The following is a 21296-nucleotide window of genomic DNA, read 5'->3' as shown; positions in this document are numbered from 1 at the left end:
GACTTCCCACCCCTGCCATGTAACGGTCTACCTCTTCCGATTCTCATGCTTTCCTCAGCGGTTTTCGCCATGTTGGCGATCTTGGAAGGCTTTCCCAATACTCTAAACCCCAAGTTTTCCTGGTTTTTGATAATTCCAGGGGGGAGTCCACTTCTTTTCAATACAAACAAGATAATTTCGGCTATAGTCTGTTCAACAAAACCTGCAACAAGTGACAAACAACGCCAGGGCCGGACATGACACAACCGATCACCGATTCCAATGACGACCTGCAGATCATCGCCCTGACTGGAAAGATCGTCACGAGCTATGTTGCTGGAAACAGCCTGGCCCCCACCGCCTTGCCGGATCTGATTAAGCAGGTGCACGATACCCTGCGGCGTCTGGTTACCCCGGAAGAGGTAGCCACAACCCCGGCGGAGCCCCTGACCCCGGCGGTGCCCATCCGCAAGTCGGTCACGCCCGACTACATCGTCTGCCTGGAAGATGGCCGCAAGCTGAAGATGCTGAAGCGCCACCTGCGGACGGCTTACGGCCTGTCGCCGGAGGAATACCGGGTGAAGTGGGGCCTGCCGACCGATTATCCCATGGTCGCCCCCAACTATGCCGAGCAGCGCTCGGGCCTGGCCAAGGCCATCGGCCTGGGTCAGCGTTCGCGGACGGAAGACAAGCCGGCCGGCAAGCGCCGTCGGGGCAGTGCCGCCGCCGAATAAGTCCCGCCGCCATCACCGTGGCGGAAAAGGACTGAAGAAAAACGGGCGACCTTGTAATGGGGTCGCCCGTTTTCTTTTGGGGTCTAGGAGCCGAGGCGGGGGGACGCGAGGGACTGTCCCGGTGGTGGCAGCGGCCGCAGCTGGAAACGGTCGCCATCCGGCACCGCCACCCGGGACAGGTCGTAGCCGGCCAGGTGGTCGCGGTCCAGCCGGTCCACCGCCATGACGTTCCACACCCCATGCGGCTTGCCCTCCAGCGCCCGCACCGCCAGGTCGACGGCCACCCGCGCCTGCAGGATGGGGCTGTCGGATGCGGCCAGGTCCACGGCACCATCGCGGATCAGGTCGATGACGGTGCCGGTGCTGTACGTCGCGACCAGCCGGGTCGTGGTGTTGTGGCGGGACCGCAGGAAGTTGGCCGCCGCCTGGATGGCCACGGCGTTGCCGAACACCACGTCCAAATCCGGTTCCCGCTCGAACAGCGCGCGCACCAGATCCATCTGCGCCGTCAGCGCCGTGGGTCCGTAGCCGCCGTGCACGACCGCCACGCCCGCGCGGCGCAGGATGGCCAATGCCGAAATCTCCATGGCATTGGCCCATTCCACGCCGTCGGGCCCCGGCAGCCAGCCGACCTTCAGGGGATGGCCGGACGCCCGCTCCCAAGCGGCGCGGTGATCCAGGATATATTCGGCACCGAAACGACCATTCTCGTGAAAATTGCTCAGGATATGGGCGCTGACGTAGGGGGAGCCGACGCCGTTGATCAGGTCCACCAGCGGCTGATGATGATCGGCGATGGCCGCGATGTCGCCGTCCAGGCCGTCGGTGCTGATGGCGGACAGGATGTAGGCGTCGGCCTTCAGGCCGCGGCAGGCCTGCAACTGCGCCTTCTGGACGTCCAGCCTGTCGTAGCCGCCCGCCTGGTAGATGCCGATGGTGACGCCCAGGCGCTCCGCCTCATGCGCCAGGCCCCAGGACACGCCCCACCAGAACTTGTCCTGCGTGCCCGGCAGCAGGGCGCAGAGGCGCCAGGGCCGGGCGGCATGCGCCAAGGGGGTGTAAGGCGCCTGGTGGCCGTCGCTGCCCACCGCCGCCACGGGCCAGGCCTCAGCGGCCTCCGGCGTGGAATCGGTGGCGGTTCCCGGCGGAACCCCGCCCCGGGCGGGACCGGCCAGAGCCGCGCAAACCGCCGCCGCCGCAAGCAGCGCGGGCGCCCGTCCGCCGCGTCCCTTCAACCATCTCATTACGCCCCCCGGCTTAACCCCAGCGGCATGCTGACACCCTTGGTGCCGGGTTGAAAGACTTATGCGGCGGCGCCATGCCCACGCCCCTAGCGCCCGGGGCCGCCGCCGCGCTATCTGTTGCGGGAGTGCCCGCCATCGGCGGCCGGGCCGGCGGGAGGATGGCATGACGGTGGAGGCACGGGCCTGGGTCAGACTGCCCTCACGGCGGCGTTTGAACCTGCTGGCGCCCACACCGCTGGATTGGGATGACGAGGACCTGGCCATGGGCCTGGCGCGCACCTATCGCTGGGGCGGCCATTCGCGCTGGCCCCTGCCCCTGTCGGTGGCCCAGCATTCCCTGACCGTGCTGGCCCTGGCGCGGGCGCAGGCGGCCAAGCCGCTGAGCCCGGCGGCGGAATTGCGCGAACTGCTGCACGACGCGGACGAGGGCCTGCTGGGCTTCGATGCCATTTCCCCCCTCAAGCCCTTCCTGGGGCCGGAGTACAAGGCGCTGGCCGCGCGGCTGGAGGGGGCCATCACTCTGCGCTACCAGATCCCCGCCTGGAACCAGACCACCAAACGCAACCACAAGCGCGCCGACCGCGTGGCCGCCGCCAGCGAGGCCCTGCACGTGGTCGGCTGGTCGCACGACGAGATCCGCCATACCCTGAAGATCCCCTACCAGCCGCTGGACGACGATCCCTTGCAGGCCGGCTTCGCCGGCACCCCGTGGGAGCCGTGGCCGGCCGACCTGGCGGCGGAGCGCTTCCTGGCGGCCCTGCGCGCCCTGCAGCAGCAGCGGGACGCGGCGGCATGAGCACGGCCGCCGCCCAGCGCGCGCGCGCCGACAGCCTGGCCCGGCAGAACCGGCTGGAGGAGGCGGCCGCCGCCTATGGGGACGCCCTGGCACTGGCACCCGGCGACGCTGCCGGCTGGCTTGCCCTGGCCCTGGTCAGCGACGGCCTGGGGCGGCTGGACGCGGCCCTGGCGGCGGCCGGAGAAGGCCGCCGGCCTGCTGCCGGGTCATGGCCCCGCCTGGGCCACGCTGGCGGACCTGCTGCGCCGCCGGGAGCGCATGGATGAGGCGGGCGTCGCCTACGCCCATCTGGCGGCCCAGCCCGGCCTGGATGCAACCCTGGCGGCGGATGCGGAAAACGGCCTGGGCCTGGTCGCCCGCCACAAGGGCCAATTCGATGAGGCCGCCGCCCATTGGCATCGGGCGGCCACGCTGGACCCGACCTATGTCGGGCCCTGGAGCAACCTCGGCAACATGCGGGTGGGCCAGGCGCAATGGCACGCGGCGCGCGCGGCACTGGACCGCGCCCTGGCCCTGGATCCCGCCCATGGCGGCGCCCGCATGGACATGGCCCTCTGCCTCCGGCACCTGGGCGATATCGACGGTGCCGAGGCGGCCTTGCGCCAGGTGCTGGCCCAGACCGATGCCAAGGCGCAATTGGCCACCGACGCGCGTTTCAACCTGGCGCGCCTGCTGCTGCTGCGCGGCCCCAGCGCCGAGGCCTGGGACCTGCACGAGGCGCGCTGGCGGGCCAGTTCCTTCCCCTCCGTCCGGCGCAGCTTCCCCCTGCCCGTCTGGCAGGGCGACAGCCTGCTGGGCCGCACCCTGCTGCTGTGGGGCGAACAGGGGCTGGGCGATGAAATCCTGTTCGCCAGCCAGGTGCCGGACCTGGCCGCCGGCCTCAGCGACAGCGTCCGCGCCGCCGGCACGCGCGTGATGCTGGAATGCGATGCCCGGCTGGTGCCGCTGTTCGCCCGCTCCTTCCCGGCGGTCACGGTCGTGGGACGCCCAAAGGACAATGACGGCACCGACCCGCGCACCGCCGATGCCACCGCCCAACTGCCCACCGGCAGCCTGGCGCGGTTCTGCCGGCCCAGCCTCAACCGGTTCGGCGGTGCGCGCCCCTTCCTAAAGGCCGATCCCGCAAAGGTCGCGTTCTGGTCCGACCGGCTGGCGGCCCTGGGGCCGGGCCTGAAGGTCGGGTTGTGCTGGACCAGCGGCCTGATCACCGCCGACCGCGCCGGCGGTTACACCACGCTGGCCAGCTGGTTGCCCCTGGCACGGCTGCCGGGCGTGCACCTGGTCAACCTGCAATACAACCGGGCCGCCGTGGCGACGGAAATGGCATCGGCCCAGGGCGTGGGCATGGTCCTGGCCGACTGGCCGGACCTGGACCTGCGGGATGACCTGGACGGTGTCGCGGCCCTGATCGCCGCCCTGGACCTGGTGGTCACGGCCGCGACCTCGGTGGGCGAGATGGCCGCCGCCCTGGGCACCCCCACCTGGCGCCTGTCCAACCCCAAGGACGACTGGAGCGCCCTGGGCACGCGCGTCCGGCCCTGGTACCCGGCCATGCGTGTCGCCGCCCCGGCACCGGGCGAGTCGGCAATAGACATCATCACCCGGCTGGTCAAGGAATTGGCGGCGCTGGCAACACCGCCCAATCATCCCGCCTTGCCCAGCCTGGCCGACGCCCTGGCCCTGCACCAGGCCGGCCGGGCCAATGAGGCCGAGGCCGCCTATCGCCGTCTGCTGGCGGAAGGGCCACAGGCGGGAACCGAACGGGGCGACGCCCTGCACTTGCTGGGCCTGCTGCTGCACCAGGCCGGCCGTCCGGCGGACGCGGAACCACTGTTGCGCCAGGCGGTGACGGAGGATTTCGGTTTCGCCCAGGCCTGGAACAGCCTGGGCGCGGTCCTGCTGGCCCTGGGCCAACGGGACGCGGCGGCCGACGCTTGGCGCACCGCCCTGCGCCTGGAACCCGGCTACGACAAGCCGGCGGCCAACCTGGCGCGTTTGGGGGTTTAGGCCACCAGGCTGCGCAATAGCGTGGCCACATGCTGGGGTAACTGCGCGAAACCCTGCCCCGGTGGCGGCGTCACCAGCCGTTGCGCCGGATACCAGGGGCGGACGGGCGTGCCCAGCGCCGTCCAGTCGCGGCCGGCCGCCAGGCGCCAGGTGGGGGTGCCCACGGCCGCCGCCATTTCACCCACCGCCGTGGGCACGCTGACCACCAGGTCGAGGGTGGCGGACAGGGCGGCCACGCCCTCCAGATCGTTCACCAGGTCCAGATCATCCCATTGGTGCAGGTGCCAACCGCGCTGGTCCAGCACCGCCCGCTCCTCCGGCGCCAGCCCCGCCTGCAAGCCCACCCATTGCACGCCGGCCAGCCCGAACAGGGGCGCCAGATCCTCCAGCAGCAGATAGGAGCCCAAGCGATCCCGGGTGAGCAGCCGGCTGCGCCAGCACAGGCCGACGCGCAGACCCGGCGGCAGACCGTCCAGCCGCGCGCGCCAGGCGCCCATCAGATCCTCCCGGGGCTTCAGCGGCAGGACCGTATGGACGAAACCCGCCAGCCGGTTGCGCAGCAGGCTGGACACGCCGCCCAGCGAGCGGTGCATGTCAGCGCCTGCGTCGCCCCCCGTTTCCACCTGGACCTCAAGGTTAGGCCGGTCGGCGAAGGCGCGGGTGAACAGGCCGGCCAGGCGATCGGTGCATTCGAAAATGAAACGCATGCGGGCATGGCGGCGGGCCAGGTGGGCCAGGGCCGTGGCGAACATGATCTCATCCCCGATGCCCTGTTCGCGCCAGATCAGCACGGTGCGGTTGGGAATGTCCGTCCCCTGCCACAGGGGTATGTCCAGCCGCCGGCCATGGCGCGCCAGGTCACCCATGAAGCGGGCGTCATAGTCGGGCCAACCTTGCAGCAGATTGCCCTGTTCCAGGCGCAGCACGCCGCGGCTGAAACGCGCCGCGGCCAGCTTGCCCCCGTCCGACGCCTCGGTCAGCAGGGCCTCGCGCTCCTCCGGTCCGGCGAACTGGGCCAGGGCGTGCGACAGGTTGGTGGCGGCGGCGAAATGGGTGGGGCGCAGGCGCATCGCCGCGCGGAACGCCTCCACGGCGGCGCGTGGATCGCCCGCCGCCACCAGGCTGTTGCCCAGGTTGAACTGGTAATCCGCATTGTCCGGTGCTGCGGCGGCGGCCCGGCGCTGCCATTCCAGCGCCTCCTGGACCTGGCCCTGGCCCAGCACGGCCGTGCCCATGGCCGACAGCATCGTGGCGTCGTTGGGCGCCAGGCGCAGCGCATGGGTCAGCGCCGTCACCGCGTCGCCCCAGCGCTGCAGGTCGATCATCAGGGCGGCCAGGCCCTGGTGCGCCGTCGCCAGGCCGGGGTTCAGGCGGATGGCGGCGACGATGCTCTCCACCGCCTCCCCCTTCCGGCCCAGGTCGGACAGGGCCGCACTCAGGTTCTGGTGGGCGATGGCATGGTTGGGATCGGCGGCCAGGGCGCGCCGGTGATAGGGCTCCGCCTCCGCCGGGCTTCCTTGCGTCCGCAGGATGCAGCCCAAATTGGTCAGGGCATCGGCGGAGCGGGGATTGATGACCAGGGCCCGATCATAGGCCGCCTTGGCCTCATCCAGGCGACCGGCCGCCTGCAAGGCGTTGGCGTGGTGGATCAGATAGGCCGGGTTGCGCCGATCCTGGGCCAGGGCGTCACCGGTCAGGCGTGCCGCCTCTTCAAGGTCACCGCCGCGCTGTTGCAGCAGCACGCCCAGGAAGGACAGGCTGTCGGCATGGGTGGGCTGGCGGGCCAGGACGGCGCGATACAGCCCCTCCGCCTCATCCAGCCGGCCGGCATTATGGGCCGCGACCGCCGCCTGGAAGTCCCGCACCCAGGCGGGCTGTGATGGCGGCGTACGGCCGGCTGGGCCGGGGGGCGGACGGAAACGGGGGGACTTGGCCATGAAATCCCATGCAGGACAGTGACGGTCGCAATCCTGACAGGGATATCACCCAGGACGGCACCTGGGAACCAGCGGCACGAGACTTTGACTCGTGCCGCTGTAGGACGCGACGGCGTCCGCCGGAAGTTTTAGGGCGTGACGCCGCCCTTGAACTGAGGAAGCCAAGGGCGCGGATGCGCCCGCCCGGCGCTTGAGGGACGACATTTGAACGGCCACGTTCAAATGTCGCGCGTATCGGTTCACCAAGTGATGTGGAAGCGCATGTGGTGGCTGTAGCGCTGTCCCGCCCGCAGGATGGCGTTGGGGAATGAGGGCTGGTTGGGCGCGTCGGGGAAGGCCTGGGGTTCCAGGCAGACGCCGGTTCCCAGGTCCGGATGGGCGCCCGGCAACCCCTGCCCGCCATAGAACTGCACCGCCGGCAGATCGGTGTGGAGGCGCAGCGCGACGCCGCTATCAGGGGATGACAGCGTCGCCGCCCAGTCGGCGGCCTCATCGCCCCATACGCCGTCCCGGCCCTGGTCCAGCACGAAGCAATGGTCGTAACCGCCGGCCTGGGCGATCTGCGGATGGGTATGGCGCGGCGTCACCGAATGCGGCCGGCGGAAGTCGAACGCCGTGCCCGCCACCTCCTCCAGCACACCGGTGGGGATCATGCCGGGGCCCACCGGCAGGAAGCGATGGCTGCGCAGGCGCAGCATCTGGCGGTCGGCCGCCACCTGCGGGTCGCCCGACAGGTTGAAGTAGGGATGCCAGGTCAGGCTGACCGGCGTGTCGGCGTCGGCGATGGCGGTGAAGCGCAACGTCAGGTCCTGGCCGGCGACGGTGATCTCCGCCGTCGCCTCCAGCGTGCCGGGGAAGCCGTTCTCCCCATCCGGCGACGTCAGGCCCAGCACCAGGCGGGACTCGGGGCCCGCCTGGTAGTCCTGCAGACGCCAGACCTTGCGGCCGAAACCACCGGGACCGCCGTGCAACTGGTTGGCCCCCTCATTCGCCACCAACTGGACGGTGCGACCGTCCAGGGTGTAGCGGGCGCCGGCGATACGGTTGCCATAGCGCCCCACTAGGCAGGCGAGGTAGGCCCCGTCCCGCTCGTACGCCGCGATGTCGGGCAGACCCAAGACCAAGGGGCGGCGCCCCTTGGGACCCGGCACCGTCAACTGGCGCAGGATGCCGCCGAAGGTCAGCACCTGCGCCTGAAGGCCGTCCGGCGACCCGAGCGTCACCGCCCGGACCGGTGTGCCGTCCCGTGTCGTCCCGAAGCCGTCGATCATGACCGAACCGTCTCCACCTGCACACCGGAATCCAGCGGCTTGTGGGTCCACAGTTCCTGGATGGCCTCCAGGGTGCGGCCCTTGGTCTCCGGCACCAGGCGCCAGACGAACAGGGCGGACAGGAAGCTGAACGCGCCGTAGACCCAGTAGGCGAAGCCGTGGTTGAAGGCGGCGTTCAGGGCGGAGTTGCCGTCCATCACCTTGAACGACCAGGACACCACCAGGTTGGCGATCCACTGGGCGGCGACGGCGATGCCCAGGGCCTTGCCCTTGATGGCGTTGGGGAACATCTCTGCCAGCAGCACCCAGACCACCGGGCCCCAGGAGAAGGCGAAGCCGGCGACGTAGGCCAGCATGGCCAGCAGCGCCCCCAGGCCCAACTGGTTGGTAGCGAACAGCGTGCCCAGCACCAGCATGGACACGCCCATGACCAGACCGCCGGCGATCAGCAGCGGCTTGCGGCCCAGCCGGTCGACCGTGAAGGTGGCGACCAGGGTGAAGCCGACGTTGGCGATGCCGACGATGACCGTCTGCCACAGGGCGCTGTCGTTGCTCATGCCCATGTTCTTGAACATCTGCGGCGCGTAGTAGAGCACGGCGTTGATGCCCACGAACTGCTGGAACACCGACAGCAGGATGCCGACGAACACCACCAGGCCGCCGAAGGCGAACAGGCGCTCATTGGTCACCACCAGGCTTTCCTCGATCTCGACCAGGGTGGTCTTGGGATCGGTGGCGCCGCCCAGGCGCTTCAGCACGGCCAGGGCCTCATTGTCACGACGCTTCATGACCAGGTAGCGCGGGGTGTCGGGGGCCAGCAGCAGCAGCACGGCGAACAGCAGCGACGGGATGCCTTCCGACGCGAACATGAAACGCCAGCCCATGCTGTGCAGCCAGGTCTCATCGCCCAGGCCGGCGATGGCCCAGTTCACGAAGTAGACCCCGACGATGCCGCCGACGATGGCGATCTGGTTGAAGGAGATCAGGCGCCCGCGGGATTCGGCGGGCGCGATCTCGGCGATGTAGAGGGGGGAAACCAGCGAGGCGATGCCCACGCCGACACCGCCGATGATGCGGTAGATGTTGAAGGGCGTCAGCGCGTCGGAGCCCATCTGGCCGATGGCGCCCAGGCCGAACTCCGGCACGGCCGAGCCCAGCGAGCAGATGAGGAACAGCAGGGCGGCGATGATCAGCGTCGGCTTGCGGCCGAAGCGGTCGGCCAGCTTGCCGGCCACCAGGCCGCCGACCACGCAACCGGCCAGCGCGCTGGAGATGGTCAGGCCCATCAGGCTGTCGTGCGCCGTTTCCGCCAGGTTCAACGGCTTGATGAAATTGACGTCGATGCTATCCATCGCGCCGGAAATGACGGCGGTGTCGTACCCGAACAACAGACCGCCCAAGGTGGCGATCAGGGTCAGGCCTGTCGTCAGCGACAGGGCGCCTTGTTTACTGCCCATTGGTTTCCTCCCAAACGGGCCGCAACAGACCCGCCGATTTTCTGGAGTGCGATCGGTTCAGGCGGAACGCCTGGGCCGTGAATCGCACGACATAACTTAATTACCAGGGCGTCCTTTTAACCAAAAGACGCCCTGGCGCACATCCGATTATATCCCCGTGCGACCAAACGGCCGCCGGTCTGGCACTCAGTGGTTGTGACGCGGCGGATGGGCCACGACACCCCGGTACTTCAACGCCGGTTCCATGCAGCCGCCGGTTTCCAGCTGGCCCACGGTCTGGCGGTACATCTCCTGCCAGGGCGTGCGGGTCGGCGGGGTGGCGGGGATACCGTCGGCCCGGCGCCGCTCAATCTCCGCCGCGTCCACCAGCATGTCGCATTCGCCCTTGTTCAGGTCGATGCGGATGGTGTCGCCGGTGCGGATCCAGGCCAGACCACCGCCAACCGCGCTCTCGGGCGAGGCGTTCAGGATGGACGGGCTGTCCGACGTGCCGGACTGGCGGCCGTCGCCGATGGTGGGCAGGCTGGTGATGCCGGCCTTCAGCAGGGCGTCGGGCGGCTGCATGTTCACCACCTCGGCCGAGCCGGGGAAACCCATGGGGCCGGCGCCGCGCACCACCAGGATGCAGCGTTCGTCGATGTTCAGCGACGGGTCGTTGATGCGCTCGTGATAATCGTCCGGCCCGTCGAACACGATGGCCCGGCCCTGGTACACGCCCTCATTGCCCGGCTCGCTCAGGTACCGCTGGCGGAACTCTTCCGAGATCACGCTGGTCTTCATGATGGCGAAGTCGAACAGATTGCCCTTCAGCACCAGGAAGCCCGCGCGTTCCTTCAGCGGCGCGTCATAGGGGGTGATCATCTCCCGGTCCGGGCTTTCGCGGCCCACCAGGTTTTCCGCCAGGGTATGGCCGGTGACGGAGGCGGCGTCGCCCGCCAGCTTGCCGGCCTGCAACAGTTCCCACATCACGGCCGGCACGCCGCCGGCACGGTGGAAGCGTTCGCCCAGATATTTACCAGCCGGCTGCATGTTGACCAGCAGGGGGATGTCGTAGCCGTGCACGCGCCAGTCGTCGGCCGACAGTTCCACGCCGGCGTGGCGGGCCATGGCGTTGATATGCGGCTGGGCGTTGCTGGACCCGCCCAAGGCGCCCACCAGCTTGATGACGTTGAGGAAGCTGTCGCGCGTCAGGATCTTCGACGGGCGCAGATCCTCGTAGGCCATGTCCACGATGCGCAGGCCGGTGACGTACGCCATCTGCCCACGCTCGCGATAGGGGGCTGGAATGGCGGAACAGCCGGTGAGCGACAGGCCCAGGCCTTCGGCCACGGCGTTCATGGTGCTGGCCGTGCCCATGGTGTTGCAATGGCCGGCGGAGGGCGCTGATGAGGCCGCGGCCTCCAGGAACTCTTCCTCATCGATCTGGCCGGCGGCCAGCTTGCGGCGCGACCGCCAGATGACCGTGCCGGATCCCACCAGGTCGCCGTCGTGCCAGCCGTCCAGCATGGGGCCACCCGACAGGACGATGGCCGGGATGTCCACGGTGCTGGCGGCCATGATGCCGGCCGGCGTGGTCTTGTCGCAACCGGTGGTCAGCACCACGGCGTCGATGGGATAGCCGTAGAGGATTTCCACCAGGCCCATATAGGCCAGGTTGCGGTCCATGGCGGCCGTGGGACGGCGGCAATTCTCGAAGATCGGGTGGACCGGAAATTCCATGGGAATGCCGCCCGCATCCCGGATGCCGTCGCGCACGCGCTTGGCCAGTTCCAGGTGGATGCGGTTGCAGGGGGAGATGTCGCTGCCGGTCTGGGCGATGCCGATGATGGGCTTGCCGGAGCGCAGTTCCTGCGGCGTGATGCCGTAGTTCATGAAGCGCTCAAGATACAGCGCGGTCATGTCGATCCGGTCCGGCGCGTCAAACCAGTCGCGGGAGCGGAACCTGATGTTGGAACGGTCAACCATACGCGATCTCCGCCGGGGCCTGGCCCGGCACGGTAGCCTTGAAGTGGAACAGGCCGCCGGCGAGCGGCTGGGCGGCGCGGTCTTCGGCGCTCAAGCCCTTGGCGGCGGTGGTGGCGTAGAGATCCAAGCCCTCATCGCCACCGAAGGCAAGCTTGGTGATGTTGGCGCAGGGAAAACGCACGACCTGCAGCAACTCACCCGCCGGCGAATAGCGCCGGGCGGCCCAGCCACCGAACAGGCCCACCCACAGGCAGCCCTCGGCATCCACCACCGTGCCATCGGGCCAGCCCGCCCCGTCCTCGATGGTGATCAGCACGCGGCCATGCGACAGCACGCCCTGGGGCGACAGGTCGTAGGCGCTGATGGTCTTGGCCAGCGTATCGGTGTGATAGAAGGTGCGGCCATCCGGGCTGGTGCAGGGGCCGTTGGTGATGACGATGCCGTCGACATGCTGACGCAGCGCGCCGGTCCAGCTGTAGAGCGCGCCGGTTGGCGCCTCTTCCGCGTCGTGCATGGAACCGAACCACAGCCGGCCGAGGGCGTCGACGAAGCCGTCGTTCAGGCGGTTGCCCGGCCGGTCCCATTCCACCGCCACCAACGGCTCGAACACACCTGTTTCGCTATCGAAACGGGTGAGCTTGCCCGGCAAACCGACCACCAGGTCACCACCGACGTGCGGCAGGGCGAAGCCCGGCTGGTCGGGCGCGCCATAACTGCGGTTGGAGGCCTCACCCGGGCGGTAGCGGTGGATCAGGCGCTTCTTGATGTCCACGAACCACAGGGCGTTGTCGCGGGGGGACCACACCGGCCCCTCCCCCAACTCCGCCCCCAGGGCCCAGACGCAGTTCGGTTCGACGCTCATGCCCATCCCCGCTCCCGTAACGGCTTAGCGCCAGCCGGCGTCGACGAAGTATTCGTGGCTGGTGCACATCCGGCCGTCGTCCGACGCCAGGAACAGCACCATGGCGGCCACGTGCGGCGGATCCACCCGTTCCTTGATGCACTGGGCGCCCAGGATGCGGGCTTCCTCATCCGGGTTGTGCCACAGCTTCATCTGGCGTTCCGTGCGCACGCCGCCGGGGACGACGCAGGTGACGCGGATGTTGAACTCACCCAGATCGCGCGCCAGCGAGCGGGTCATGCCTTCGATGCCAGCCTTGGCCGTCTGGTACATCAGCAGTTCCGGCAGGGCCACGTGCCAGGAGATGGAACCGAAGTTGATGATGGCGCCGCTCTTCTGCGCCTTCATCCCGCCCATCACCGCCTGCGTGGCGAAGAACATGTGCCGCAGGTTCACCGCGATGCGGTTGTCCCAGTATTCCGGGGTGATGTCTTCCAGGGCGTGGCGGTCGTCGTTGGCGGCGTTGTTCACCAGCACATCGACCGGGCCGGTCTTCTGCACCTCTTCCAGCGTGGCCTTCAGCTGGGCCAGGTTGGTCAGGTCGCACTGGTGGAATTTCGGCGCCAGGTCGGCGCCGGACAGCTTCTCTTCCAGGGCGCGGGAATCCTTTTCCGCGATGTCCAGGAAGAACACCTGGGCCCCCTGGCGGACGAACGCCTCGGTGATGGCGGCGCCGATGCCGGAGCCGCCGCCGGTGACGACAACCCGCTTGCCCCGCAGGCTAGGATAAATGGCGTGCGTCATATGATTTCAGGCCCAAAAATAAGGGGTTAAAGGGAGGCACCGCGGGGCGCCGCCCGGTCAGTTCAACAGGCCGCGACGGGCCAGGTTACGCATCAGGTCGGTCAGGCCGAAGGTCCAGGGGGCCGCCACGTCGCAGGGCACCACCTTGTTGACCAGCGTGCCCAGGCGCGGGCTGGAAACGCTGACGATGTCGCCGGTCTTGTGGGTGAAGCCACGGCCCGGCGCGTCGCGATCCTCGACCGGCGCGAACAGCGTGCCCAGGAACAGGGCGAAGCCGTCGGGGTACTGGTGGTTCTTGTTCAGCGTCTGCGCCGCCAGGTCCAGCGGGTCGCGGCTGATCTCCGACATCGTGCTCTGGCCGGCCAGGATGAAGCCGTCCTCACCCACCACCTTCAGGCGGACCACGGCCTGGCGCACATCATCGATGGTGAACTTGTCGTCGAACAGGCGGACGAAGGGGCCGATGGAACAGGACGCGTTGTTGTCCTTGGCCTTGGACAGCAGCAGGGCGCTGCGGCCTTCGAAGTCGCGCAGGTTGACGTCGTTGCCCAACGTGGCGCCGCGCGCGCGGCCCTGGCCGTCGCACAGGATCACCACCTCGGGCTCCGGGTTGTTCCAGTGGCTGTCGGCGCGCACGCCGATCTCCACACCCCAGCCCATGGAGGACAGGGTCGGGCCCTTGGTGAACACTTCGGCGTCGGGACCGATGGCGACCTCAAGGTACTGCGACCACAGGCCGTCGGCGATCAGCGCCTCCTTCAGGCGGGCGGCCTGGTCGGAACCGGGCTTCACCAGGCGCAGGTCGGTGCCGACGCGGGACGACAGCGCCTGGCGGATTTCCAGCGCCTTGCCGGAATCACCGCGCGCGCGCTCCTCGATCACGCGCTCCAGCGCCGACACGGCGAAGGTCACGCCGGCGGCCTTGATGCATTGCAGGTCGATGGGGGTCAGCAGCTTCGCCCCTTTGGTGCCGCCGGCCCAGGTGGGGTTCAGGTCCCAGTCGGCGACGCGGCCGATGGACTTGCCGGTGGGGATCTCGCCCGGCGCCAGACGGTTCATCAGCTCGGACACGGTCGGGGCCACGCCCGACAGATCGAAAATCTCACCGTCGCGGATCAGGACCGGCGTCGGGCCCTCGCCCGAATCAATGCGGCCGACCAACAGCGCATCGGCACTGTCATCAGGAAAAATGCTGTCGCGCGTCGACTGCGCCGGCGTTTCGACCGGGTACCCCATCTGGAACTCCTCCCAAGGTGCGTTATCGCCTAGCGGCCCTTGTTAACGCTAACATTAGAGGTGTGCCAGAAGTTCTGTCAAGGCGACGTTACCATGCCAGGGGGGATTTCGGCGGCCTAAGCCCGAAGGTTTAGCGGGGATTTCCGCGGGCTCAACGCCCGATTTCGGCGGCCAGGGCGACGGCGAAGGCGCGCAGTTCCGCCTCGTTCACGTCGCTCACCGCCCAGTAGGCCATGCCACCCGCCTGCAAACACATTAGGTTGTAGCCGTCACGGCTGGTGAAGGTCATGGCGTGGCGGTCGGCGGTGGGCCAGACGTATAGATTGATGACGTGGGCGCCATGGCGATAGACCAGTGCGGCCACCGGCCGGCCCACCTGGTAATCCAGCCGGCCGCCCTGCAGGGGGAAACCGGCCGTCGCCAGGTCCGGCACCGGCGGGGAATAGTCCAGCTTGCCGGCGAACCAGGGCTTGACCGTGTGCCGGTCGGACGTGGGTACGTCCAGCAGGTGCTGTGCCTGGAGGGAGCGTACATGGCCGGCGATCAGCTGGCGCTCCAGCCCCTCGTCCCGGCCCGCCGGCAACACCATCAGCAACAGGCTGGCGGCGATGGCCACGCCCAGGCCGGCGGCGGCCCATCGGCGCGGAACGCGGGGGAGCGCCGGCCGCGACACGGGCGCGCCGATGTCGGCCAGGATACGGGCACGCAAGGCCGCCGGCGCGCAGGCGCGCAGATCGGCGGAGGCCAGGTCCGCGCGCAGGGCCCGCAGGTCGTCCAATTGGGCGGCGCAGCCGGGACAGGCGGCGACGTGGGCCTCCAGATTGCGGGCATGGACCGCGTCCAGTTCGCCGTCCAGCAGGCCGTGCAGCAGTTCCACACAATGTTCGGGACAGGCTTCGGGACAGGCCGTCATTTCTCATCTCCAGAACCACGGCGGCGCCAGCCGGCGGCCAGCAGGTCGCGCGCCCGGGCCAGGCGCGACATGACGGTGCCCACCGGCGCGCCCGTCACCGCCGCGATGTCGCGATAGGACATGTCCTCCATCTCCCGCAGCACCAGGGTCTCGCGGAAGGTGGGGGGCAAGGCTTCGATCAGGGCGTGCAGGCCGGCGGCCTCCTCCTGGGCACCCAGCCATTCCTCCGGTGTCGGTGCCGCGTCGTCGGCGATGTCGCCGCCGGGCAGGGTGTCCAGCGCCTGTTCCCGCGCGTCACGGCGGGCGGCGGCCCAGCTGCGCACGGTGTTGCGCACGATGGTCAGCAGCCAGACGCGGGCGTCGCCGCCCCGGAAACCGTCGAAGGCGCGGTGGGCGCGCAGGAAGGCGTCCTGGACGATGTCCTCCGCCGCCACCGGGTCGCGCGTCATGTAGCGCGCCAGGCCGTAGGCGGCGTCGAGGTGGATCAGCACCTGGTCCTGAAAGCGGCGGGCCCGGCCTGCCGTTTCATCGTTCCTCACGCGGCCCCCTCGCCCAGCCCCTCATGGCCCCATGGCGGATTCGCCGTTCAGGCCACCGCCACCCCGGCTGGCATCCACGATGATGCGGCCGGTCATGTGGGGATGCAGGGAACAAAAGTACGCGATCGTCCCCGGCCCCGCCACGGTCAGCGTGTAACGGTCGTCCGTGTCCAGCACCTTGGACTTGAACGACTTGTCGCTGGCGGCGATGGCGTGGGGGATGTCGTCGGCGTTGATCCACACGATGGTGGTGCCGGGCGCCACCCGCACCTCCGCCGGGGTGAAGGTGAAGTTGTCGATGCGGATTTCCACGGTCGCGGCCCAGGCTTGGCAGGGCATCAGCAGGCTCAGTGCGAGCAGCAGGCGTTTCATGGGGCCGCTCCTTCAGGCCAGGGTGGCGTCGATGACGGCCAGGGGGCCGGCATTGGGGCGCCAGGCCACGCTGGTGACGCCCAGCACGGTACGCAGCTTGTCGGCCGGCACCTTCATCGGGCCGGGGGATGGCGCGCTGCCGGGTGCCGGCTGGGGAAAGGCGGTGGAGCGGGCGGTGTGGAAAGTGACGTTGCCCTCCACCTTCTGCAAAATCTGGTGGATGTGGCCGTTCAGCACGGTGACGCTGCCGAAGCGGCGCAGCAGCGACAGGGCGCGGGCGCCGTCATCGGTGCCCCATCCCCACGCCGGATAGACGGTCCATAGGGGGATGTGGGCGAACACCACCACCGGCGTGCTGTCGGACCGGCCCTGCAGGTCGGCCGCCAGCCAGGCCAGCTGATCCTCCCCCAGGTTCCCCAGCCCGCCGGCCTTCAGGTTCACCACGTTGACCAGGGCCACGAAATGGATGCCGGCCTGGTCAAAGCTGTACCAACCGGCGCCCCGCGCCGCACCCTGCGGCCCCTTGCCGTAGCGCGCCAGGTAGGCCGCCCCGCCGCCGTCATCCAGCACGTCATGCTCCCCCGGCACGAAGAAGATGGGCAGGCCCAGTTCCTTCAGCACCTGGTCGGCGGCGTCGAACTGGTCGTCATGCGACAGGTGGCTGATGTCGCCGGTGTGCAGGATGAAGGCCGGCCGGGTCGGCAGGGTGCGGATGCCGGCCACCGCCTCGCGCAGGGTCGCCAGCGCATCGGGGTTGGCCGGCTTGTCGAAACCGACATGGCTGTCGCTGATCTGGGCGAAGGTCAGGCCGGCGGGGGCGGCGGCTTGGGCCGGGCCGCCGACCAGGCCGGTGGTCAGGGGCACGCCGGCGGCCAGGGTCCAGACCAGGCCGGTACCGGCCCAGGCCATGCACGTCAGGGCGCCGCGGCGCCCGTGGTCCACTGTTTCCGCATCGGATAGGGGGGGGTTCGCCATGGCGCCGTTATCCTGGAAAAGTTGCTCCAGGGGCCAAGACCGGAATACCCGCCGCTTATTCCCGAAAAATACGAAAAAATTGTCACGCGTCGGCCAGGACGCTCCCGGGTGCCGCCGTGGATTCACGCTCCACCAGCGTATGGCGCAGCAGCTGTTGCGCCGGACTGCCCGCCCCGCCGGCGCGACGGCGCTTCATCTCATCCAGCAGCATGGTGACGGCGGCCCGTCCCATGGCGGCGATGGGCTGGCGCACGGTGGTCAAGGCCGGCCAGATGGTGCCGGCGATCAGGGTATCGTCGAAGCCGGCGATGGACAGGTCGGTCGGCACGTTGATGCCCAGGCGGTGGGCGGTGGCCAGCACGGCGGCGGCCATGTCATCGTTGGCGGCGAAGATGGCGGTGGGCCGGTCCTTCAGGCCCAACAGCTTGTCCGCCGCCGCCAGGCCGGAGCGATAATTGAAGTACCCCTGCTCCACCGGCGCCGCCTTGGCGTCCAGCCCCGCCTCGGTCAGCGCGTCCAGGAAGCCGTGCAGGCGCTGGTCGCTGACCGTCTGGTTGGGGTGGCCCTTGATGAAGCCGATGGTCTTGTGGCCCAGCGACAGCAGGTGCGTCGTCATGCGGTGGGCCGCCTTGTAATTGTCGATGCGCACGGTGGCGACATCGGGGCCCGGCTGGCCGGCGGCCACGGCCACGGCGGCGACGCCGGACTTGGCGATTTCGGCCAGGATGCCCTTGGCCTCACACAGCGGCGGCGGCAGGACCACACCGTCCACCCCGCTTTGCAGCAGCTTCTGTAGGGCGGCCTTTTCGGTGGCCGGGGTCACGCCGCACTTCTCCACCACCAGCTGGTGGCCGGTCTTGCTGCTTTCGTCCAGCGCGCCCAGCAGGAACTCACTGAGGAACGCGACGCTGGGGTTGCTGTACAGCAGGCCGATGCGGAAGGTTTCCGACCCCGCCAGACGGCGGGCGGCGGGATTGGGGGTGTACTTCAGCGCCTGGATGGCGGCCGTCACGGCGGCCGATGTCGCCGGGGTGACGTTGTTCTCATTATTGATGACGCGGGAAACCGTCATGGGGGAAACGCCGGCCCGCGCCGCCACCTCACGGATGGTGACCCCTTGAGAACTCCGTCCACGCCGCTTTTCCATGCGCTTTACTGCCCCTCCCAATTATTTTTGGCGCATCCACTGATGGGATGCATCGGTGATAGCAGTACCATTGGGACTTGCGCAATCACCCGCTGGCGCTTCGATGCGGAAACATTGAGAAAACCCCGCCCCGACCGAAGCCGGGGCGGGGTTCCTCAAGCTTAGATCTTGGGCCGGACAATGACCGGCTGGCCGGTGTACTGCACCGTCTGATCCGGTGCGGCGGTGAAGTCGGCCGGCGCCTTCGTACCGGGCCCGATGAAGCGGACATTGACCACCCGGTTCTGCACCATGCCGGGGAAGCTGCCGGTGCGGGCCCCGATGGTCAGGGCGCCGGTGGCCTGGTCGTAGCTCAGCGGGATGCGGCTGAAGGCGCCGTGCTCATAGCCGTAGGTGGTGCCTTCATCCTCATACAGGTCGAACTGGCCGTTGGCGCCGGTGTAGACCACCACGGTCAGCGGCGCGTCCGGCTTTTCGCCAGTGTACTGGATCACCGGGCCGGTGGGCACGATGGACCCCGCCCGCACGAACAGCGGCAAGCGCTTCAGCGGCGCATCGGCGGCGATGCGCTGGCCGCCCTCATACCGCTTGCCGGTCTGGAAGTCGTACCATTGCGTCCCCGCCGGCAGGTAGACCTCGCGGCTGCGCGCCTGGTAGTCCGTCACCGGCGCCACCAGGAAGGCATGGCCGAACAGGTACTGGTCGTTGATGTCCCAGACCTGCCGATCCTGGGGAAAATCCATCACCAGGCCGCGCATGATGGTGCCGTCGCGGTGATAGGTGTCGGCCGCCAGGGTGTAGATATAGGGCATCAGGCGGTAGCGCAGCTGGTCGTACCAGACCAGGCTGTCGTAGACCTCCGACCCCTTGGGCGCCAGGTTGTAGATCTCCCGGTACGGGAACTCGCCATGCGACCGGAACAGGGGGGAGAAGGCGCCGAACTGGAACCAGCGCAGGTTCAGTTCCCGCCATTCCGCCACGTCGGACGCCTTGGGATTCTTGGCGGAATAGCGCTTTTCCAGAGCGAAGCCGCCGATGTCCGTCGTCCAGTTGGGCACGCCGGAGAGCGAGAAGTTGACGCCGGCCGAGATCTGGTTGCGCAGATCGGTCCAGCGCGAGGCGACGTCGCCGCTCCAGCTGGCCGCCGCGTTGCGCTGCTGCCCGGCGAAGCCCGAGCGGGTCAGGATGAAGGCGCGCCGGTCCGGGTTGGCGGCGCGGTTGCCCTGGTACACGGCGGTGGTGTGCATCAGCGGGAAGGAATTGAACAGCGCCGCCGACGGGCCCATGGCGGTGGGGCCCATGCGCCGCATCCGCTCCGGAATGTCGAGGTTGGAGTGGGTGTCCGGCTCCGACGCGTCCAGCCACCAGGCGTCGATGCCCAGCCGGTTCAGGTTCTCATTGATCTGGCGCCAATAGATCTGCCGCGCCTCGGGTGAATACGGGTCGTAGAAGGCGTTGAGATAGCCGTCCTTGCCCACCCAGTCATGCTCCTTCACCTCGACATTGCGCCGGTAGATGAAGCCCTTGGCGTCCAGTTCCTTGTAGTTGTCGGTGGTGGGATAGAACTTGGGCCACACCGAGATCATGAAGTGGGCGTGCTGGCCGTGCAGCGTGTCCACCAGCCCCTGCGGATCCGGGAAGCGCGTGGGGTCGAACTTGTGGCTGCCCCAGTCGTCCTCGCGCCAGTAGAACCAGTCCTCCACGATGTTATCCAGCGGCAGGCCGCGCTTGCGGAACTGCGCCACGGTGTCGGTCAACTCGTCCGCCGTCTTGTAGCGCTGGCGGCTTTGCCACAGGCCGTAGGCCCAGCTGGGCATCATCACCGCCTTGCCCGTCAGCTGGCGGTAACCGGCGATGACGTCGTCCATGTCGCGGCCGGCGACGACGTAATAATCGATGGCCTTGGCCACGTCGGAGGTCAGCGACAAATCGTGCCGCTCAGGCTCGGGCAGCGGATCCTGGTGCAGCAGGGCGATGAAGCCGCCCTCCGGCACCCATTCCACCTTCAGGGTCTGGGCCTTGCCGGCCGTCATGGGCAGATCGAAGTTGTGGTACCAGGGGTTCCAGTCCTGGCGCCAGCGGTCCATGACCACCTTGCCGTCCAGGGTCACCTTGAAATAGCCGCTGGCATAGACCTGGAAGCGATGGACGCCGTCCACCGCGGACTCGACCTTGCCCTCCCACACCACGGACTTGTCCTTGGTGCCCCGCACCTTGGCATCGACGCGGCTGCCGCCGACCTCGACCGGCCAGGCGGCCAGGTCCTTGATGTACTGGTAATTGATGTCGGGCTCATTGCGGGTCAGCTTCAGCTTGCCGCCCTCATAATAACGCGCGGTCAGCCCGCCCTCATGCCCGTCGGCGTCAAACAGCTTCAACTCCTTGGACAGCAGCGGGTATTCGCGGGCATCGCCGAAGCGGGTGATGCCGTTGTTGTCCCACAGCACGCCGTAATTGCGCGTCGACACCACGAAGGGGATGCCGATGTCCATGTTGTGCTGGGCCAGCTCGACATCCTGGCCGTTGTAGTTCATCTGGGCGTTCTGGTGCTGGCCCAGGCCGTAGAAGCCCTCGTCGGTGCCCAAATTGAATTGCTGGCGCACCTGGAAATAACCCGGCTCGCCGGTGATCAGGGTGGTCGGCTTGAAGCTGCCGCCATCCACCGCCGCCAGCAAGGGCTGGCCCTTGGCGTCGAACATGGCGACGGCGCCGGTGGCCACGGCAACCTCCGCCCGCATCTTGGGCGTGGTCAGCACCACCCGGCCGCCCTGCTCCGCCACCTGGAAGCCGCCGACGGCGGGCTTGGCGATGGTCATCAGGCTGGCGGGCAGGTCCAGGCTGTCGACCGGCACCGCCGTCACATGGATGATGCGGTCGCTGACGACCTGCAAACGGACCTTGTGGACGGCGGCACCGGTGACCGCCACCACCACGCCATCGGGGGTCTGCTGGAAGTTTTTCGCCGCCGGCGCCTGCGCGACTGGGGTCTTGTCATCGATTACATGGCCGCAAGCGGCCAACAGCAGCGCGGGCACCAGGGCGGCAGAGGCCATCGCCCAGGAACGAACGTTCATGTCGT

At 68.7% G+C, this 21296-nt stretch carries 18 protein-coding genes; 4 read left to right on the top strand and 14 right to left on the bottom strand.

Annotation, left to right across the window (positions count from 1 at the left end; all coding sequences use genetic code 11):
• Nucleotides 1–236 precede the first annotated feature (236 nt).
• Nucleotides 237–713 (top strand): MucR family transcriptional regulator, encoded by a 477-nt coding sequence (locus tag PW843_06185; protein ID MDE1146202.1) that lies wholly within the window; start codon nucleotides 237–239, stop codon nucleotides 711–713.
• 83 nt (nucleotides 714–796) lie between these two features.
• Here PW843_06185 and torT read toward each other — a convergent pair whose 3' ends face one another.
• Nucleotides 797–1957: a TMAO reductase system periplasmic protein TorT gene (gene torT / locus PW843_06180; GenBank protein MDE1146201.1), complete on the bottom strand. Its 1161-nt coding sequence runs from the start codon at nucleotides 1955–1957 to the stop codon at nucleotides 797–799.
• Between the two features lie 163 nt (nucleotides 1958–2120).
• Between torT and PW843_06175 the strand changes: the two genes are divergently transcribed.
• From PW843_06175 to PW843_06165, 3 genes are read left to right on the top strand one after another with little or no spacing between them, the layout of a single operon-like run.
• Nucleotides 2121–2753, top strand: a complete 633-nt coding sequence (locus tag PW843_06175; GenBank protein ID MDE1146200.1) for a hypothetical protein — start codon at nucleotides 2121–2123, stop codon at nucleotides 2751–2753.
• Nucleotides 2750–3019 carry a tetratricopeptide repeat protein gene (locus tag PW843_06170; GenBank protein MDE1146199.1) on the top strand — a complete coding sequence of 90 codons (270 nt, stop codon included), beginning with the start codon at nucleotides 2750–2752 and terminating at the stop codon, nucleotides 3017–3019. The genes PW843_06175 and PW843_06170 overlap by 4 nt, the downstream gene beginning before the upstream one ends.
• On the top strand, nucleotides 3012–4760 hold the full coding sequence (locus tag PW843_06165; protein ID MDE1146198.1) for a tetratricopeptide repeat protein: 1749 nt from the start codon (nucleotides 3012–3014) through the stop codon (nucleotides 4758–4760). The genes PW843_06170 and PW843_06165 overlap by 8 nt, the downstream gene beginning before the upstream one ends.
• Here PW843_06165 and PW843_06160 read toward each other — a convergent pair.
• The 13 genes from PW843_06160 to PW843_06100 all read right to left on the bottom strand — a co-directional run bounded on the left by PW843_06160 (nucleotide 4757) and on the right by PW843_06100 (nucleotide 21291).
• Nucleotides 4757–6697: a tetratricopeptide repeat protein gene (locus tag PW843_06160; GenBank protein ID MDE1146197.1), complete on the bottom strand. Its 1941-nt coding sequence runs from the start codon at nucleotides 6695–6697 to the stop codon at nucleotides 4757–4759. The two genes, PW843_06165 and PW843_06160, sit on opposite strands and share 4 nt — an antisense overlap.
• Before the next feature lie 239 nt (nucleotides 6698–6936).
• A complete protein-coding gene (locus PW843_06155; GenBank protein ID MDE1146196.1) occupies nucleotides 6937–7968 on the bottom strand; it encodes a galactose mutarotase in 1032 nt (343 codons plus the stop codon).
• Nucleotides 7965–9425, bottom strand: a complete 1461-nt coding sequence (xylE, locus tag PW843_06150; protein MDE1146195.1) for a D-xylose transporter XylE — start codon at nucleotides 9423–9425, stop codon at nucleotides 7965–7967. Before xylE ends, PW843_06155 begins: the two co-directional genes overlap by 4 nt.
• A 186-nt stretch (nucleotides 9426–9611) precedes the next feature.
• The gene (locus PW843_06145; GenBank protein MDE1146194.1) at nucleotides 9612–11390 is read right to left on the bottom strand and encodes a dihydroxy-acid dehydratase family protein; all 1779 of its coding nucleotides are present in this window, start codon (nucleotides 11388–11390) and stop codon (nucleotides 9612–9614) included.
• Nucleotides 11383–12252 carry an SMP-30/gluconolactonase/LRE family protein gene (locus PW843_06140; GenBank protein ID MDE1146193.1) on the bottom strand — a complete coding sequence of 290 codons (870 nt, stop codon included), beginning with the start codon at nucleotides 12250–12252 and terminating at the stop codon, nucleotides 11383–11385. Before PW843_06140 ends, PW843_06145 begins: the two co-directional genes overlap by 8 nt.
• A 24-nt stretch (nucleotides 12253–12276) precedes the next feature.
• Nucleotides 12277–13035: an SDR family NAD(P)-dependent oxidoreductase gene (locus tag PW843_06135; protein MDE1146192.1), complete on the bottom strand. Its 759-nt coding sequence runs from the start codon at nucleotides 13033–13035 to the stop codon at nucleotides 12277–12279.
• Between the two features lie 57 nt (nucleotides 13036–13092).
• Nucleotides 13093–14271 carry a fumarylacetoacetate hydrolase family protein gene (locus tag PW843_06130; GenBank protein ID MDE1146191.1) on the bottom strand — a complete coding sequence of 393 codons (1179 nt, stop codon included), beginning with the start codon at nucleotides 14269–14271 and terminating at the stop codon, nucleotides 13093–13095.
• A 151-nt stretch (nucleotides 14272–14422) separates the two neighbouring features.
• Nucleotides 14423–15184 (bottom strand): anti-sigma factor, encoded by a 762-nt coding sequence (locus tag PW843_06125; GenBank protein MDE1146190.1) that lies wholly within the window; start codon nucleotides 15182–15184, stop codon nucleotides 14423–14425.
• Nucleotides 15181–15723, bottom strand: a complete 543-nt coding sequence (locus PW843_06120; GenBank protein ID MDE1146189.1) for a sigma-70 family RNA polymerase sigma factor — start codon at nucleotides 15721–15723, stop codon at nucleotides 15181–15183. Before PW843_06120 ends, PW843_06125 begins: the two co-directional genes overlap by 4 nt.
• A 21-nt stretch (nucleotides 15724–15744) precedes the next feature.
• On the bottom strand, nucleotides 15745–16095 hold the full coding sequence (locus tag PW843_06115) for a cupredoxin family copper-binding protein (GenBank protein MDE1146188.1): 351 nt from the start codon (nucleotides 16093–16095) through the stop codon (nucleotides 15745–15747).
• A gap of 12 nt (nucleotides 16096–16107) precedes the next feature.
• Nucleotides 16108–17070 carry a metallophosphoesterase gene (locus PW843_06110; GenBank protein MDE1146187.1) on the bottom strand — a complete coding sequence of 321 codons (963 nt, stop codon included), beginning with the start codon at nucleotides 17068–17070 and terminating at the stop codon, nucleotides 16108–16110.
• Nucleotides 17071–17152: 82 nt separating this feature from the next.
• Nucleotides 17153–18217, bottom strand: coding sequence for a LacI family DNA-binding transcriptional regulator (locus PW843_06105; protein ID MDE1146186.1), 1065 nt, complete (start codon nucleotides 18215–18217; stop codon nucleotides 17153–17155).
• Between the two features lie 161 nt (nucleotides 18218–18378).
• Nucleotides 18379–21291 (bottom strand): glycoside hydrolase family 31 protein, encoded by a 2913-nt coding sequence (locus tag PW843_06100; protein MDE1146185.1) that lies wholly within the window; start codon nucleotides 21289–21291, stop codon nucleotides 18379–18381.
• Nucleotides 21292–21296: the final 5 nt, after the last annotated feature.

The sequence above is a fragment of the Azospirillaceae bacterium genome, assembly GCA_028283825.1.
Lineage (GTDB): Bacteria > Pseudomonadota > Alphaproteobacteria > Azospirillales > Azospirillaceae > Nitrospirillum.
This window is presented reverse-complemented; position numbering and strand designations above follow the sequence as displayed.

Bases quoted from the DNA above. Each gene is read 5' to 3' on its own strand.
- PW843_06185 (MDE1146202.1), top strand. From the start codon at position 237: ATGACACAACCGATCACCGATTCCAATGACGACCTGCAGATCATCGCC.
- torT (MDE1146201.1), bottom strand. From the start codon at position 1,957: ATGAGATGGTTGAAGGGACGCGGCGGACGGGCGCCCGCGCTGCTTGCG.
- PW843_06175 (MDE1146200.1), top strand. From the start codon at position 2,121: ATGACGGTGGAGGCACGGGCCTGGGTCAGACTGCCCTCACGGCGGCGT.
- PW843_06170 (MDE1146199.1), top strand. From the start codon at position 2,750: ATGAGCACGGCCGCCGCCCAGCGCGCGCGCGCCGACAGCCTGGCCCGG.
- PW843_06165 (MDE1146198.1), top strand. From the start codon at position 3,012: ATGGATGAGGCGGGCGTCGCCTACGCCCATCTGGCGGCCCAGCCCGGC.
- PW843_06160 (MDE1146197.1), bottom strand. From the start codon at position 6,697: ATGGCCAAGTCCCCCCGTTTCCGTCCGCCCCCCGGCCCAGCCGGCCGT.
- PW843_06155 (MDE1146196.1), bottom strand. From the start codon at position 7,968: ATGATCGACGGCTTCGGGACGACACGGGACGGCACACCGGTCCGGGCG.
- xylE (MDE1146195.1), bottom strand. From the start codon at position 9,425: ATGGGCAGTAAACAAGGCGCCCTGTCGCTGACGACAGGCCTGACCCTG.
- PW843_06145 (MDE1146194.1), bottom strand. From the start codon at position 11,390: ATGGTTGACCGTTCCAACATCAGGTTCCGCTCCCGCGACTGGTTTGAC.
- PW843_06140 (MDE1146193.1), bottom strand. From the start codon at position 12,252: ATGAGCGTCGAACCGAACTGCGTCTGGGCCCTGGGGGCGGAGTTGGGG.
- PW843_06135 (MDE1146192.1), bottom strand. From the start codon at position 13,035: ATGACGCACGCCATTTATCCTAGCCTGCGGGGCAAGCGGGTTGTCGTC.
- PW843_06130 (MDE1146191.1), bottom strand. From the start codon at position 14,271: ATGGGGTACCCGGTCGAAACGCCGGCGCAGTCGACGCGCGACAGCATT.
- PW843_06125 (MDE1146190.1), bottom strand. From the start codon at position 15,184: ATGACGGCCTGTCCCGAAGCCTGTCCCGAACATTGTGTGGAACTGCTG.
- PW843_06115 (MDE1146188.1), bottom strand. From the start codon at position 16,095: ATGAAACGCCTGCTGCTCGCACTGAGCCTGCTGATGCCCTGCCAAGCC.
- PW843_06110 (MDE1146187.1), bottom strand. From the start codon at position 17,070: ATGGCGAACCCCCCCCTATCCGATGCGGAAACAGTGGACCACGGGCGC.
- PW843_06105 (MDE1146186.1), bottom strand. From the start codon at position 18,217: ATGGAAAAGCGGCGTGGACGGAGTTCTCAAGGGGTCACCATCCGTGAG.
- PW843_06100 (MDE1146185.1), bottom strand. From the start codon at position 21,291: ATGAACGTTCGTTCCTGGGCGATGGCCTCTGCCGCCCTGGTGCCCGCG.